The 15155-nt window shown below is 67.4% G+C and carries 12 protein-coding genes and 1 pseudogene; 3 read left to right on the top strand and 10 right to left on the bottom strand.

Going from position 1 to position 15155, the window contains the following annotated elements; all coding sequences use genetic code 11:
• Positions 1-25: 25 nt before the first annotated feature.
• On the bottom strand, positions 26-946 hold the full coding sequence (locus tag QSJ95_RS21440) for a LysR substrate-binding domain-containing protein (RefSeq protein ID WP_043315021.1): 921 nt from the start codon (positions 944-946) through the stop codon (positions 26-28).
• Positions 947-1083: 137 nt separating this feature from the next.
• Here QSJ95_RS21440 and QSJ95_RS21435 point away from each other — a divergent pair.
• Positions 1084-2552, top strand: a pseudogene (locus QSJ95_RS21435) (NorM family multidrug efflux MATE transporter).
• Here the strand turns inward: QSJ95_RS21435 and QSJ95_RS21430 are convergent.
• Positions 2453-4174: a putative bifunctional diguanylate cyclase/phosphodiesterase gene (locus QSJ95_RS21430; protein ID WP_009614084.1), complete on the bottom strand. Its 1722-nt coding sequence runs from the start codon at positions 4172-4174 to the stop codon at positions 2453-2455. The pseudogene QSJ95_RS21435 and the gene QSJ95_RS21430 sit on opposite strands and share 100 nt — an antisense overlap.
• A gap of 231 nt (positions 4175-4405) precedes the next feature.
• On the opposite strand from QSJ95_RS21430, the gene rep reads away from it, so the two are divergent.
• Entirely contained in the window at positions 4406-6415 is a 2010-nt protein-coding gene (rep, locus tag QSJ95_RS21425) for a DNA helicase Rep (RefSeq protein WP_285645165.1), read from the top strand.
• 315 nt (positions 6416-6730) lie between these two features.
• On the top strand, positions 6731-7303 hold the full coding sequence (locus QSJ95_RS21420; RefSeq protein WP_009614088.1) for a xanthine phosphoribosyltransferase: 573 nt from the start codon (positions 6731-6733) through the stop codon (positions 7301-7303).
• Positions 7304-7374: 71 nt separating this feature from the next.
• Here QSJ95_RS21420 and QSJ95_RS21415 read toward each other — a convergent pair whose 3' ends face one another.
• From QSJ95_RS21415 to QSJ95_RS21380, 8 genes are all read right to left on the bottom strand, one after another.
• On the bottom strand, positions 7375-9213 hold the full coding sequence (locus QSJ95_RS21415; protein ID WP_285645300.1) for an acetyl-CoA hydrolase/transferase C-terminal domain-containing protein: 1839 nt from the start codon (positions 9211-9213) through the stop codon (positions 7375-7377).
• Between the two features lie 922 nt (positions 9214-10135).
• Positions 10136-10561: a c-type cytochrome gene (locus QSJ95_RS21410; RefSeq protein ID WP_009614092.1), complete on the bottom strand. Its 426-nt coding sequence runs from the start codon at positions 10559-10561 to the stop codon at positions 10136-10138.
• Positions 10562-10719: 158 nt separating this feature from the next.
• Positions 10720-11268 carry a cupin domain-containing protein gene (locus QSJ95_RS21405; protein ID WP_009614094.1) on the bottom strand — a complete coding sequence of 183 codons (549 nt, stop codon included), beginning with the start codon at positions 11266-11268 and terminating at the stop codon, positions 10720-10722.
• A 168-nt stretch (positions 11269-11436) separates the two neighbouring features.
• A complete protein-coding gene (gene alr, locus QSJ95_RS21400) occupies positions 11437-12516 on the bottom strand; it encodes an alanine racemase (protein WP_043315016.1) in 1080 nt (359 codons plus the stop codon).
• A gap of 112 nt (positions 12517-12628) precedes the next feature.
• The gene (locus QSJ95_RS21395) at positions 12629-12982 is read right to left on the bottom strand and encodes a RidA family protein (protein WP_043268137.1); all 354 of its coding nucleotides are present in this window, start codon (positions 12980-12982) and stop codon (positions 12629-12631) included.
• Positions 12957-14252 carry a D-amino acid dehydrogenase gene (gene dadA, locus QSJ95_RS21390; RefSeq protein ID WP_043268135.1) on the bottom strand — a complete coding sequence of 432 codons (1296 nt, stop codon included), beginning with the start codon at positions 14250-14252 and terminating at the stop codon, positions 12957-12959. Before dadA ends, QSJ95_RS21395 begins: the two co-directional genes overlap by 26 nt.
• A 349-nt stretch (positions 14253-14601) precedes the next feature.
• A complete protein-coding gene (locus QSJ95_RS21385; RefSeq protein ID WP_009614101.1) occupies positions 14602-14946 on the bottom strand; it encodes a YdbL family probable chaperone protein in 345 nt (114 codons plus the stop codon).
• Positions 14947-14957: 11 nt separating this feature from the next.
• Positions 14958-15149, bottom strand: coding sequence for a YnbE family lipoprotein (locus QSJ95_RS21380; protein WP_009614103.1), 192 nt, complete (start codon positions 15147-15149; stop codon positions 14958-14960).
• Positions 15150-15155 lie beyond the last annotated feature (6 nt).

Below are 15155 nucleotides of genomic sequence, written 5' to 3'. Positions count from 1 at the left end.
AGGGGCCGCGGAAACGCCCTACAACCTACTCCAGCATTTCAACCTGCGGCAGTCGCATTGCGCTGACTTCGGCCAGAAGAAAATCCCTCAGACGACGCAGGCGCTCCTGCTGCCGCCGCGCCTTGGGCCAGACCAGGTAGTAGCTCTCGCCGCTGGCCACCGCACAGGGCCAGGGCAGGGCCAGACGGCCGGCGGCGGCGTCCTCGGCGACCATCACCAGGTCGCCGATGGACAGGCCGTAGCCGCGGGTGGCCGCGACTATGCCCAGCTCCAGGGTGTCGAAGACCTGGCCGCCCTTGAGCGACACCTGCTCCTCCAGGCCCACGCGCTGCAGCCAGCGGCGCCAGTCGCGGCGGTCCGGCGTGGGGTGCAGCAGTTCCGCGGCGGCCAGCCGCTCGACGTCCCAGGGGCCATCGTCCAGCAGTTGCGGGGCGCCGACCGGGATCAGCCACTCGGGGAACAGCAGGCAGCTCTCCCATTCCGCCGGGAAGCGCCCGGCGCCGAGCAGCACCGCGCAGTCGAAGGGCTCGCGGGCGAAGTCCACCTCGTCGACGTCCATCCAGGCGCTGGTCAGCTGCACCTCGATATCGCTGTTGGCCATGCGGAAGATGCTCAGGCGCGGCAGCAGCCAGCGCATGGTCAGGGTCGAGGGCGCCTTCAGGCGCAGCACGTCCTCGTCGCTGTGCAGGCTGGCGCAGGCGCGCTCCAGGGCGTCGAAGCCATCGCGCAGGCCCGGCAGCAGCAGGCGCGCCGGCTCGGTCAGGCGCAGTTGGCGGCCCTGGCGCTGGAACAACTGGCAGTCGAAGTGCTCCTCCAGGGTGCGCACGTGGCGGCTCACCGCGCTCTGGGTGATGGCCAGTTCCTCGGCGGCGCGGGTGAAGGAGGCGTGCCGGGCGGCCGCCTCGAAGGCGCGCAGGGCATAGAGCGGGGGCAGGCGACGGGGCATGGCGGGCCTTCAGGCATGAGTCTGACTCATGCATTGCATCGCTTTTTTCCTTTTGTGGGAAGGCCTGGCGGCCCACCAGAATGGGCGAATCGATGAACCCGGGAGGCGCCAGGCGCCGCCCAAACCAGACTCATGCCATGCCCACCCCCTACCGCACCGAACTGCAGGCCATCCTGCGCCTGGCCGGGCCGCTGATCGCCGCCCAGCTGGCCTATGTCGCCATGGTCTTCACCGACACCCTGATGATGGGCAAGCTCGGCCCCGACGCCCTGGCCGCCGGGGGCCTGGGCGCCTCCACCTATGCGTTCGTCTCCACCGTGTGCAGCGGCGTGGTGGCGGCCACCGGCAACCTGGTGGCGATCCGCCATGGCGCGCGCGACAGCGCCAGCGCGGCCGCCGCCACCCAGGCGGGGCTGTGGGTCGGCCTGGGCCTGGCGCTGCTCGCCGGCGCCCTGCTGTGGCACCTGGAGGCGCTGCTGCTGGCGCTCGGCCAGGCGCCGGAGACGGTGCATGGCACCATGAGTTTTCTGCACAGCATTCTCTTCGCCCTGCCCGGCTACCTGGCCTTCATGGTGCTGCGCGGTTTCACCAGCGCCATCGAGCGGCCCGGCCCGGTGATGGCCATCAGCGCGCTCGGCGCGCTGGCCAACCTGGGCCTGAACTACGCCTTCCTCGACGGCTGGTTCGGCCTGCCGCGCCTGGGCCTGGCCGGCATCGGCCTGGTCACCGCCATCGTCATGAACCTGCTGCCGCTGATCCTCGCGCTGTACCTGCGCTGGCACCCGGCCTACGCCGGCTACCCACTGCTGCGCGGCCTGGGCCGGCCACAGCGCCGGGAGATCGCCGAGACGCTGCGCCTGGGCCTGCCGATCGGCGGTACCTATGCGGTGGAGTCGGGCATGTTCACCGTGGCCACCCTGTGCATGGGGGCGATCGGCGCCACCGCGCTGGCCGCGCACCAGATCGCCATCCAGTCGGTGTACCTGGCCTTCATGGTGCCGGTGGGGATTTCCTACGCGGTGACCTTCCGCATCGGCCAGCACTACGGCGCCGGCCGCCTGCTCGAGGCGCGCCGCGCCGGGCGGGTGGGCATCGGCTTCGGCGCGCTGTGCATGTTCGCCTTCGCCCTGTTGTTCTGGCTGGCACCGCGCCAGGTCATCGGCCTGTTCCTCGATCTCGAGCAACCGGCCAATCAGGCGGTGGTGCAACTGGCCGTGAGCCTGCTGGCGATCGCCGCCTGGTTCGAGCTGTTCGACGGCCTGCAGAGCATCGCCATGGGCGCCATCCGCGGCCTCAAGGATGCCCGCACCACCTTCCTGGTGGGCCTGGCCGGCTACTGGCTGGCGGGCGTGCCGCTGGCCTGGCTGCTGGCCTTCCCCTTCGGCTGGGGCCCGCACGGCGTCTGGTGGGGGTTGGCGGCGGGGCTGGCGTGCACCGCGCTGGGCCTGTGCCTGGCCTTCGAGGCACGCACCGCGCGGCTGCTGCAGCCGATGGCGGAACCGGGCTTCAGTTGCCGACCGGGTCCTGCTGCCTGAGCGCGCGTCCGGCGCCGAACACCAGGAAGCGCGCCAGCTCGGGCAACGGCAGCGGGCGGCTGATCCAGTAGCCCTGCACCTGGTCGCAGCCGAACTGGCGCAGCAGCTGGCGCTGGTCGGCGCTTTCCACGCCCTCGGCGACCACCTCCAGGTTGAGGTTGTGCGCCAGGTTGATCATGGCCCGCACCAGTTGGCGGTTCTCCGCGCGCTCGGACATGCCGCCGACGAAGCTCTTGTCGATCTTCAGCAGGGTGATCGGCAGGCTGTTGAGGTGGACGAAGGAGGAGAAGCCGGTGCCGAAGTCGTCCAGGGAGAAGCGCACGCCCAGTTGCCCCAGCGTCTGCATGGTCTGCAGGACCTGTTCGCTGCGGCGCATCACGGCGGTTTCGGTGAGTTCGAATTCCAGCCAGCGCGCATCCACGCCGCGCTCGGCGATCAGCCGTTGCAGCGTGGGCAGCAGCTGGCTGTCCTGGAACTGGCGGAACGACAGGTTGATGGCCATGTGCAGCGGCGGCAGGCCGCGCCCGAGCAGCCACTGCATGTCGCGCAGGGCGCGGGCGATCACCCAGTAGCCCAGCGGCACGATCAACCCGCTCTCCTCGGCCAGGGGCACGAAATCCCCCGGGGTGAGCAGCCCGCGGCTGGGGTGGCGCCAGCGCACCAGGGCCTCGAGGCCGACGATGGTGTCGCTCTCCAGGTCCAGGCGCGGCTGGTAGTGCAGTTCCAGTTCGTCGCGGCGCAGGGCCCGGCGCAGCTCGCTCTCCAGCTCGGCCAGACTGCGCGCGCCGCGGTTGATGCGCTCGTCGAAGAGATGGAAGGTGCAGCCCTGGCGCATCTTGGCCTGCTGCATGGCGATGTGCGCGTGCCACATCAGGGCGTCGGCGCTGTCGCCGGAACGGGCATGGGCCAGGCCAAGGCTGCAGCCCAGCAGCAGGCTCTCGCCTTCCACCCAGTAGGGCTCGCCCAGCACTTCGACGATGCGCTCGGCCAGGCGTTCGGCGCGCCGTGGGTCGCGGCGGGTGTCCAGCAGCAGGGCGAACTCGTCGCTGCCCAGGCGGGCCAGGCGGTCGCCGTGCTCCAGGTGCGAGCGCAGGCGCGCCACCACCTGCAGGATCAGGCGGTCGCCGGCCTGGTGGCCGAGGGCGTCGTTGACGTGGCGGAAGTTGTCCAAGTCGAGGTGGCCGAGGGCCAGGCCGCGGCCCTGGAACTCGTCCAGCTGCGCGGCCAGCAAGGTCTGGAAGCCCTGGCGGTTGGCGATGCCGGTCAGCGGGTCCTGTTCGGCCAGGCGCTGCAAAGTGGCCTCCAGGCCGCTGCGCTCGCGGGCGTAGCGCAGGGAACGGCGCAGCACCTCGCTGCTCAGTTGCGGCGTCAGCCAGTCGGCCACGCCGGCGGGCGTCTGCGCGGGCTCGCGCTCCAGCAGCAGGATGATCGGCAGCCGGCAGTTGTCCCGCGAGGGCAGCTTGCCGGGGGTCGCCAGCACCAGGCCGACCTCGTCCTCGTCGAACAGGCTGCGGGCGGACTCCCAGGAAGGCGCGGTGATCAGCGAATAAGCGTTGCCCAGCGCGGCGAGATGCTCGCGCAGCAGCTGGGCCCACTGCGGCGTTTCAGCCAGCAGGAGCAGGCGCGTGGACTCGACCGACGCAGCCAAGCGACCCCCATGAAAAGAAAAGGAATGCCCCGGGCGCCATCCCATGCCCCGGCCATCCGGATTGGCGTTCCAGCGCCCGGACGAGGCCGTCTGTCGGCGCAGAACCAAGAAACTCTTCAGAGTTTTCTTCAACTAATGCAGCCACAAGCCTAATACAAGTATGAATTTATCCAAAACGGCGAAGCGCGACGGCGTCACAGATCGCCGTTTTTCCGCAGCCCCGGGCGAGGCTGGTAGAATGGCCGCCCGCTTCGCCATCGATACCCTTCCCGAACCATGTCCCGACTCAACCCCCGGCAGCAAGAGGCCGTGAACTACGTCGGCGGCCCCCTGCTGGTGCTGGCCGGCGCCGGCTCCGGCAAGACCAGCGTGATCACCCGCAAGATCGCCTACCTGGTCCAGCAGTGCGGCATCCGCGCCCAGTACATCGTCGCCGTCACCTTCACCAACAAGGCCGCGCGCGAGATGAAGGAACGCGTCAGCACCCTGCTGCGCCCCGGCGAAGGCAAGGGCCTGACCGTCTCCACCTTCCACAACCTGGGCCTGAACATCATCCGCAAGGAATACGCCGCCCTGGGCTACAAGCCCGGCTTCTCGATCTTCGACGAGAGCGACGTGAAGGCGCTGATGACGGACATCATGCAGAAGGAGTATTCCGGCGACGACGGCCTGGACGAGATCAAGAACCTGATCGGCGGCTGGAAGAACGACCTGATCCTGCCCGAGGAGGCCCTGGCCCAGGCGCGCAACCCCAAGGAAAAGACCGCCGCCATGGTCTACCTGCACTACCAGCGCACCCTGCGCGCGTACAACGCGGTGGACTTCGACGACCTGATCCTGCAGCCGGTGAAGCTGTTCCAGGACAACCCGGACATCCTCGAGAAGTGGCGCAACCGCGTGCGCTACATGCTGGTGGACGAGTACCAGGACACCAACGCCAGCCAGTACCTGCTGGTGAAGCTGCTGGTGCAGCAGCGCGCGCACTTCACCGTGGTCGGCGACGACGACCAGTCGATCTACGCCTGGCGCGGCGCGCGCCCGGAAAACCTGATGCAACTGAAGGACGACTTCCCCTCGCTGAAGGTGGTGATGCTGGAGCAGAACTACCGCTCCACCAGCCGCATCCTCAAGTGCGCCAACGTGCTCATCGCCAACAACCCCCACGTGTTCGAGAAGCAGCTGTGGAGCGAGATGGGCGAAGGCGACCCGATCCGGGTGATCCGCTGCCGCAACGAGGAAGCCGAGGCCGAGCGGGTGGCCATGGAAATCCTCACCATCCACCTGAAGACCCAGCGGCCCTACAGCGAATTCGCCATCCTCTACCGCGGCAACTACCAGGCCAAGCTGATCGAGCTGAAGCTGCAGCACCACCAGATTCCCTATCGCCTGTCCGGCGGCACCAGCTTCTTCGCCCGCCAGGAAGTGAAGGACCTGATGTCCTACTTCCGCCTGCTGGTGAACCCGGACGACGACAACGCCTTCCTGCGGGTGATCAACGTGCCGCGCCGCGAGATCGGCTCGGCGACCCTGGAGAAGCTCGGCAACTACGCCACCGAGCGCGGCTGCTCGATGTTCGCCGCCAGCGGCGAGCTGGGCCTGGCCGAGCACCTGGACGCACGCTTCGTCGAGCGCCTGCAGCGCTTCAAGCGCTTCATCGACAAGGTCCGCGAGCAGTGCGCGGGCTCCGACCCGATCGGCGCGCTGCGCAGCATGGTGATGGACATCGACTACGAGAACTGGCTGCGGCAGAACGCCTCCAGCGACAAGGTCGCCGACTTCCGCATGGGCAACGTCTGGTTCCTCATCGAGGCGCTGAAGAACACCCTGGAGCGCGACGAGGACGGCGACATGACCATCGAGCAGGCCATCGCCAAGCTGGTGCTGCGCGACATGCTCGAACGCCAGCAGGAGGAAGAGGAAGGCGCCGACGGCGTGCAGATGATGACCCTGCACGCCTCCAAGGGCCTGGAATTCCCCTACGTGTTCATCCTCGGCGTGGAGGAGGAAATCCTCCCCCACCGCTCCAGCATCGAGGCCGACAGCATCGAGGAAGAACGGCGCCTGGCCTACGTCGGCATCACCCGGGCGAAGAAGAACCTGGCCATGACCTTCGCCGCCAAGCGCAAGCAGTACGGCGAGATCATCGACTGCTCGCCGAGCCGCTTCCTCGACGAGCTGCCGCCGGAAGACCTGGTCTGGGAAGGCCAGGAAGACGCCCCGGTGGAGGTCAAGGCGGCCAAGGGCAACGCGGCCCTGGCGGACATCCGCGCGCTGCTCAAGCGCTGAGCCTGCGCGCCGAAGCGCTCTTCGTAGGATGGGTTGAGCTTGCGAAACCCATGCGGTCGTGGCGATGGGTATCGCTTCGCTCAACCCATCCTACGATGCTGGCACGGACGGGAAATGCGCCACCAACCTGTAAGCGGGCCCTGCCCGCGATTCGCGCGCAGGGCGCGCTCCTACAATGGAATGCCACGGCGACGGCCAGCGGAAGCTGTCCATCCGATCAGCTTCTTCTTTTGTCGGAAGGTCGCGCAGGCCGGCGCTTACGAGGTAGAATTGCGCGCTTCATCAGCGGCCTCAGCTCCGCCAGGAAGCCCTCAATTGAACACCCTCAAAGACAAAATCCGCAGCGAAGGCGTCGTCCTCTCCGACCAGGTCCTCAAGGTAGACGCCTTCCTCAACCACCAGATCGACCCGCTGCTGATGAAGCAGATCGGCCACGAGTTCGCCGAACGCTTCAAGGGCCAGGGCATCACCAAGATCGTCACCATCGAGGCCTCGGGCATCGCCCCGGCGGTCATGGCCGGCCTGGAGCTGGGCATCCCGGTGATCTTCGCCCGCAAGTTCCAGTCGCTGACGCTGAAGAACGACCTGCTGATCTCCAAGGTGTTCTCCTTCACCAAGCAGACCGAGAGCACCATCGCCATCTCCGCGCGGCACCTGACCGCCGCCGACCACGTGCTGGTGATCGACGACTTCCTCGCCAACGGCCACGCCGCCAAGGCGCTGATCGACCTGATCCAGCAGGCCGGGGCGAGCATCGCCGGCCTGGGCATCGTCATCGAGAAGTCCTTCCAGGACGGCCGCAAGCTGCTGGAAAGCGAAGGCTACCGCGTCGAATCCCTGGCCCGGGTGAAGTCCCTGGCCGGCGGCGAGGTCGAGTTCCTCGACTGATCCAGGCTGCGCGGTGAAAAAGGCGGGCGCCCGGCAAGGGTTCCCGCCTTTTTCATGCCCTTCGTTCGCGCCTACATAAAGCCGTCCCGGGTGGCGTGCAGGCCGGCCAGGATCAGCCGCTGGTAGAGCTCTTCGCGCAGGCCATCCGGCTGTTCCAGGCCCATGCGCTGCAGGTGCGCCGGGAAAGCCTCCGGCTCCGGCGCGTCCAGGGTGGCCTTGCCCAGCTCGAGAATCTCGCTGAGCCGGAGCTTGCTTTTCAGCCAGGTCAGCGCCCGCAGCAGGTCGCGCTCTTCCGGGGTGAAATCGCAACCCAGCGGGTATTCCGGCAAGGCCTCGCGGTGTTGTGCGCACAGCGTCTGCAGGCGTTCGGGAAGGTTGTCGCGGTGGCGCCGGTCCAGCTCGAAATCTGCCGGCAGCTTGCCCGCCGCCTTGGCCTCGGCGATGAGGCCGTCCTGGAAGCGTGAATCGGCGATGGCCAGCAGCGCTTCGATCACCTCGGCATCGTTCTTCCCGCGCAGGTCGGCGATGCCGTACTCGGTCACCACCATGTCGCGCAGGTGCCGCGGGATGGTGGTGTGGCCATAGCTCCAGACGATGTTCGAGCTGACCTCGCCGCCGCTCTCACGCCAGCTGCGCAGCAGCAGGATGGAGCGCCCGCCGTGCAGTTCGTGGGCCTGGGCGACGAAGTTGTACTGGCCGCCGACACCGCTGATCACCCGGCCGTCCTCCAGTTGGTCGGCCACCCCGGCGCCGAGCAGGGTGACGGTGAAGGCGCTGTTGATGAAGCGCGCGTCGCGGCGCTGCAGGCGCTTGAGTTCCTCATCGCGGTAGAGGTTGTTGACGAAGCCGATGCCGGTCATGGCGATGCCGGCCAGGCGCTCGGCCGGCAGTTCGCGCAGGCGCTGGTAGAAGGCCTGCGGGCCGAGGAAGAAGCCAGCGTGCAGCCAGACGCCGTCGGCGTCCGTGCACTGCTGTTCCACCTGTGGATAAACCTGCCGCTTGAGCACGCCGGCCTCGGCCAGGTCCAGCAGGCCCGGCACGAACATCTCGCTGCAACCGTAGAGGCCCTGAGTGAAGGCGCCCAAGCCGCCTTCGCGGTCGATCAGCCCGGCGTGGCGCTCGGCGATCTCCAGTTCGGCGAGCAGCGCGCGGTATGCGGTGTTGTCACGCTGGCGCAGCAGCAGCGCCGAGGTCACCGCATCGCCCATGGCGCCGATGCCGACCTGCAGGGTGCCACCGTCGCGCACCAGGGCGCTGGCGTGCAGGCCGATGCAGTGGTCCTGCCAGCCCACCGGCATGTAGGGCGAGGAGAACAGCGTGCTGGTATCCGCCGGCTGTTCCACCAGCAGGTCGAAGATATCTTCGTCGACCTCGGCGTCGCCCGGCATGTACGGCAGGTCGCGGTGCACCACGCCGATGCAGAGGATGCGCTCGCCGGCCGCGCGGCGGCGGCGCAGCATGGGCAGCAGGTCGAGGGTGATGTCCGGGTTGCACGCCAGGCTCAGCCTCCCGGGCCGCGCCGGATCGCGGGCGACCAGTTGGGCCACGGCGTTGATGCCCTTGGCGTCGAGATCGCGGGCGACGTGGCTGTAGTTGCAGCTGATGTAGTTCTGCTGCGCCGGCGCGCTGTCCAGCAGACTGCCCGGCTGCAGGTAGAATTCCTCGACGCGCACGTTCGGCGGCAGGCTGCCCTGGCGCAGGTCGCGCAGGTAGTCGAGTTCCGGGTAGTCGCCGTACAGGCGTTCGACGAAGGGTTCGAGGAAGCGCCGCTGCAGCTCGCTGCCGGCCTGGGGGCGGCCCAGCGACAGCGCGGTGTAGAGCGTCAGCTGGCGCGCCGGCTGCTCGCCCAGGCGCCGGTAGAGAAGGTTGACCAGGTGATTGGGCTTGCCCAGGCCCAACGGCAGGCCCAGGCGAATCGGGCCATCGAGCCCGGCCAGCAGGTGGTCGACGGCTTCGTCGAGGGTGCAGTGGTGCGCCAAGGTGCGATCCTCCGTGGTTGCCTGTCCAAGTTTGGACCGGAAACCGGCGGGGAGGCTCCGGCGTCTTTTCATTCAAGTGGCGCGGTGGTTCAGCGGAGGGGGCCGTTCGTGCAACCGGGGCGTCCGGCGTGGCCGGTAAATCCAATCGCGGACAAAGTCCGCTCCGCCCGCGCTTCCTGTAACCGTAGGAGCAACTGTCTGCGTCGAGGTGCTCTTCGTAGGATGGGTTGAGCTTGCGAAACCCATGCGGTTGCGCTGATGGGTATCGCTTCGCTCAACGCCATCCTACGAAAAGTCGCGCTTCCTGTAACCGTAGGAGCAACTGTCTGCGTCGAGGTGCTTTTCGTAGGATGGGTTGAGCTTGCGAAACCCATGCGGTTGCGCTGATGGGTATCGCTGCGCTCAACACCATCCTACGATAAGCCGTGCTTCCTGGAACCGTAGGAGCAACTGTTTGCGTCGAGGTGCTTTTCGTAGGATGGGTTGAGCTTGCGAAACCCATGCGGTTGCGCTGATGGGTATCGCTTCGCTCAACGCCATCCTACGAAAAGCCGTGCTTCCTGGAACCGTAGCGGGCCCTGCCCGCGATTCGCGCGCAGGGCGCGCTCCTACAGGGGAATGGCGTGGGTGGGGTGGCGTAGGAGCGAGCTTGCTAGCGAATGAGCCCCGCAGCGGAGTCTGTTCGCGAGCATGAGGGATGGGGATCGACGCGCGGAGCCAAGGCCCCACTCTGCAAGCCAAGCCCCAGCCCCACCCCCCTATGAAAAATGCCGTTTCCCCAACCAGAGAAACGGCATTCTTTCTTGAGCGGACAGCATCGGCCCGTAATCGGCTTTTCCTGCCAGCCCGTGGCTCAGAGGCCGGACATGTGCTTGATGGCTGCCTTCAGCTCGTCGTCCGAGCAATCGGCGCAGGTACCTTTCGGCGGCATGGCATTGATGCCGGAAATGGCCTTGGCCAGCAGGCCATCGAGGCCGCCCTGCTCCTTGGCGCGCTTACCCCACTCGCCCTTGTCGCCAACCTTGGGCGCGCCCAGCAGGCCGGTGCCGTGGCAGGTGGTGCAGACCTTGCCGACGATCTCTTCGCCCGAACGCGGCGCACCGCCACCTCCGGCGGAAGCGACAGCGCCGACGCCTTCGCACTCCTTGCCCTGGACGCAGACCTTGCCCACCGGTTCCAGGCGCTTGGCGATGTCGTCATTGGTCGTGGCTTGGGCGCCAGCGGCCATCAGGGCCAATACGGCGGCCTGGGCCACCAGGATTTTCTTTATCAGGTTCACCCTTTTACCCTCATCGTGGCTTGTACGCCCGGGCACGGTTTCCATCGCAGTCTAGGTAGCGCGGGCGGCCGCAAGTATAACGGAAGAGCGCGCGTCTGAAACAATTGCAGGGCCCGCGAGGGCCTTGCGTCATACGGTCGCAGGCGGCTCCGCCGCCTCTAAAAATTTGCCGGAGTCGTCGCGCTTATGAGCCTCGCCGGCGCATCGAAGGGGTTGCGGAAGCGATGCGGGCGGGTGCTGTCGAAATAGTAGCTGTCGCCGCTTTCGAGGACGTACACCTCGTCGCCGACGGTCAGCTCCAGGCGGCCTTCGACCAGCACGCCGGTCTCCTCGCCTTCGTGGGAGTACATGTCGTCGCCGGTGTCGGCGCCTGGCGGGTAGGTCTCGTCGAGCAGCGTGATGGCGCGGCTGGGATAGGCCTTGCCGATCAGCTTCATGATGATGTCGCCGTCGGACAGGTCGCTGAGTTCGTCTGCCTTGTAGACCACCTGGGTGTTGCTGTCCTGCTCGATGTCCAGGGAGAAGAACTCCACCAGGGACATGGGGATGCCGCCCAGCACCTTCTTCAGGGAGCTGATCGACGGACTCACGCTGTTCTTCTCGATCATCGAGATGGTGCTGTTGGTGACGCCCGCGCGCTTGGCGAGTTCACGCTGGGACAGCCCTTTGAGTTTACGGATGGCTTGCAGGCGAGCGCCAACGTCCAAGGGTGGGGTCCTCCTTATCTTATTTCTTGTTCTGCCAGGCTCTAACGGGCGGAACCCGCCTGCGCCTTGCGGCGAGCGGGTTCCGAAGTGCCCGTATCATGGCAACACCGTTCAGTATTTACAACAGATCGGCCTCGGATACTGCGCAAACTTTACGCAGTTCGTCGCTCAGTCGCCGCTGTAGACCCGCGGTACGCGCTTGAGGTTGCAGAACAATTGATAGGGGATGCTGCCGCACAGGCTGGCGAGCTGGCTGGCCGGGACGTTCGGCCCCCACAGCTCGACGCGGCTGCCCAGGCCGGCGCCGGGCAGGTCGGTGAGGTCGACGGTGAGCATGTCCATGGACACCCGGCCGATGATGCGGCTGGCCTGGCCGTCGATGAACACCGGGGTGCCGTCCGGCGCGTGGCGCGGGTAGCCGTCGGCGTAACCCATGGCGACCACGCCGACGCGCACCGGGCGCTCGGCGACGTAGCGCGCGCCGTAGCCTACCGGCTCGCCGGCCGGCAGTTCGCGCACGCCGATGATCTTCGACTCCAGGGTCATCACCGGGCGCAACTGGTCGGCCAGCGGCTGGGCCTGTTCGAAGGGGGTGGCGCCGTAGAGCATGATGCCCGGGCGCACCCAGTCGCTGGGCACGCTCGGCCAGCCGAGGATGCCGGGGGAGTTGCGCAGGCTGACCTCGTAGGGCTGGCCCAGGCCGGCGCGCACGGCCTCGAAGGCGGCGACCTGCTCCTCGGTGCGTGCGCAGTCCAGCTCGTCGGCGCGGGCGAAGTGGCTCATCAGCACCACCTTGGCCACGTGCGGCAGGGCCTGCAGGCGCGCCAGGGCGGCGGCGTAGTCCTGCGGGAAGAAGCCGACGCGGTGCATGCCCGAGTCCATCTTCAGCCACAGCGTCAGCGGCTTGGCCGGGCGGGCGCGCTCGATGGCCTCCAGTTGCCAGGCCGAGTGCACCACGCACCAGAAGTCATGGCGCTCGATCAGCTCCAGCTCGCTGGCCTCGAAGAAGCCTTCCAGCAGCAGGATGGGCGCGCGGATGCCGGCTTCGCGCAGCTCCAGAGCCTCTTCGATGCAGGCCACGGCGAAGCCGTCGGCTTCCGCCTCCAGGGCCTTGGCGCAGCGCACCGCGCCGTGGCCGTAGGCATCGGCCTTGACTACCGCCAGCGCACGCGCGCCGCTGACTTCGCGGGCCAGGCGGTAGTTGTGGCGCAGGGCCTGGAGGTCGATCAGGGCACGGGCTGGACGCATGGCGGGAACTCTCTGTTATTCGGGTACGGCGCAGCCACGGGCGAACCCGCGCCGACGAAGGCCGTGAAGCAAAAAAAGGCCTGGCAATCCGACCAGGCCCCACGCAAAGGGTTTACGGCAGGGCCGCGACCACCGACATCTCCACCAGGATCTCCGGCTCGCAGAGCCTGGCTTCCACGGTGGCGCGGGCCGGGGCGGTGCCTTGCGGCAACCACTGGTCCCAGACGGCGTTCATGCCGGCGAAGTGCGCGTCGATGTCCTTCAGGTAGATGGTCACCGAGAGGATGCGCGTCTTGTCGGTGCCGGCCTCTTCGAGCAGGCGCTCGATGCTGGCCAGGACTTCGCGGGTCTGCTGTTCGACGCCGGCGGCCATGTCGTCGCCCACCTGGCCCGCCAGGTAGACGGTGCCGTTGTGGACGACGATCTGGCTCATGCGGCCATTAGTGTGCAGGCGCTGGATGGCCATTCTGAGCCTCCGAGGCGTTGCTGTAGCGGGAAATGTCCAGGCCGTCGGTGCTGATCTGCGGGCGCTTCTTCGCCATCAGGTCGGCCAGGTAGCGGCCCGAGCCGCAGGCCATGGTCCAGCCCAGGGTACCGTGGCCGGTGTTCAGGTACAGGTTGCGGTAGCGGGTGCCGCCGACGATCGGGGTGCCGTCCGGGGTGGCCGGGCGCAGGCCGGTCCAGAAGGTCGCCTGGCTGACGTCGCCGCCCTCGGGGTAAAGGTCGGTGGTGATCATTTCCAGGGTTTCGCGGCGGCGCGGGTTCAGCGACAGGTCGAAACCGGCGATCTCGGCCATGCCGCCGACGCGGATGCGCTGGTCGAAGCGGGTGATGGCGACCTTGTAGGTCTCGTCGAGGATGGTCGAGGTCGGCGCCATGTCCGGGTTGGTGATCGGCACGGTCAGCGAGTAGCCCTTGAGCGGGTAGACCGGGGCGTTGATGCCCAGCGGCTTGAGCATCTGCGGCGAGTAGCTGCCCAGGGCCAGCACGTAGTGGTCGGCGGTGACCAGTTGGCCGTCGATCCACACGCCATTAATGCGGTCGCCGGCGAAGTCCAGGCGCTGGATGTTCTGGTTGAAGCGGAACTCCACGCCCAGGCCCTGGGCCAGTTCGGCCAGCTTGGTGGTGAACATCTGGCAGTCGCCGGTCTGGTCGTTGGGCAGACGCAGGGCGCCGACCAGCTTGTCGGCCACCTTGGCCAGGGCCGGCTCGACGCGGGCGATGCCGGCGCGGTCGAGGACTTCATAGGGCACGCCGGAGCTTTCCAGCACGGCGATGTCCTTGGCGGCGGAGTCGAGCTGGGCCTGGGTGCGGAACAGCTGGGTGGTGCCCAGGGTGCGGCCTTCGTAGGCGATGCCGGTTTCGGCGCGCAGTTCGTCGAGGCAGTCGCGGCTGTACTCGGACAGGCGCACCATGCGCTCCTTGTTCACCGCGTAGCTGGCGGCGTTGCAGTTGCGCAGCATCTGCCACATCCAGGCGTACTGGCTGGGGTCGCCGGTGAGCTTGATGGCCAGCGGCGCGTGCTTCTCCAGCAGCCACTTCATGGCCTTCAGCGGGATGCCCGGGGCGGCCCAGGGCGAGGCGTAGCCGGGGGAAACCTGGCCGGCGTTGGCGAAGCTGGTTTCCAGGGCCGGGCCGGGCTGGCGGTCGACCACCACCACTTCGAAACCGGAACGGGCCAGATAGTAAGCACTGGCGGTGCCGATCACACCGCTGCCGAGAACCAGAACGCGCATCGCTGCCTCCCACGTCGCGTGGGGCACGCGACGTTTCTTATTTTGAACGTCAGTTGCGCGCAGTATAGGAATTCGACCACAGAAATAATCACTATTTAACAGACGGTAATTGAAGGAAATTCTTGGTGAAAACGCCTTTCACGGAGGCGCATCCACCAGATAACCAGCAAAAACACCTGAAAAATCCATAGCCATGCAAGCATGTCGGATCGCGGTTTTCAGCAACTAATTCGGCGCGCTTCGGCGAACGCGGGATTTACTCCCGCCAGAGCCGGGGCCGACAGGAATAAGCGCTGCCGCGACGGCAGGTCGCAGGCGCCGCCCGACAGGCGGCGCCAGGGAAATCCCCTTACTTGCGCACCCACTTGCCATTGAGCTGGATGTATTGCCCGGACGGGGTGCGGTCCATGGCCTTCTTGCCGGCCAGGGCTTCCACGTCGCCGAGCTTGGCGCCGCTCTGGCCGGCCACCTTCTGGTACTCGGCGCGGCGCGCGGCGTTGATCTGGGCGGCGATGTCCGCCGCCTGGCCGCTGTTGCTGACCACCCCGAGGTAGCCGTCGGGCTGCTCGCCGACCAGGCCCTGGGCCTTGGCCCCGCCCAGGGCCGACATGGCCTGCTCCAGGCTCATGGCCAGGGCCGGCAGGCTGACGCAAAGGGCCAGCAGGGCGACGCCGAGTTTGCTGCGCAGTGTCATCTAGAAGCTCCTCAGAACAGACCGCTGTTCTCGTTGATGATGCCATCCAGGGCCTTGTCGACCTTGATGTAGATCTCGTGCTCGATCTTCACGTTGAGGTTGATGTTGATCGGCTCCTTGGGCGCCGCCAGCTGTACCGTCGGCGTACAGCCCTGGCTGAGCCCGAGCAGGGCCAGGACGGCGATGAGTGCGCATGGGCGCATGCGGTG

The sequence above is a fragment of the Pseudomonas sp. NBRC 100443 genome (genome assembly GCF_030268185.1).
GTDB classification, from domain to species: Bacteria; Pseudomonadota; Gammaproteobacteria; order Pseudomonadales; family Pseudomonadaceae; genus Pseudomonas; species Pseudomonas citronellolis.
The sequence above is the reverse complement of the archived record's forward strand: the minus strand, read 5'-3'. Positions and strand labels throughout refer to the sequence as shown.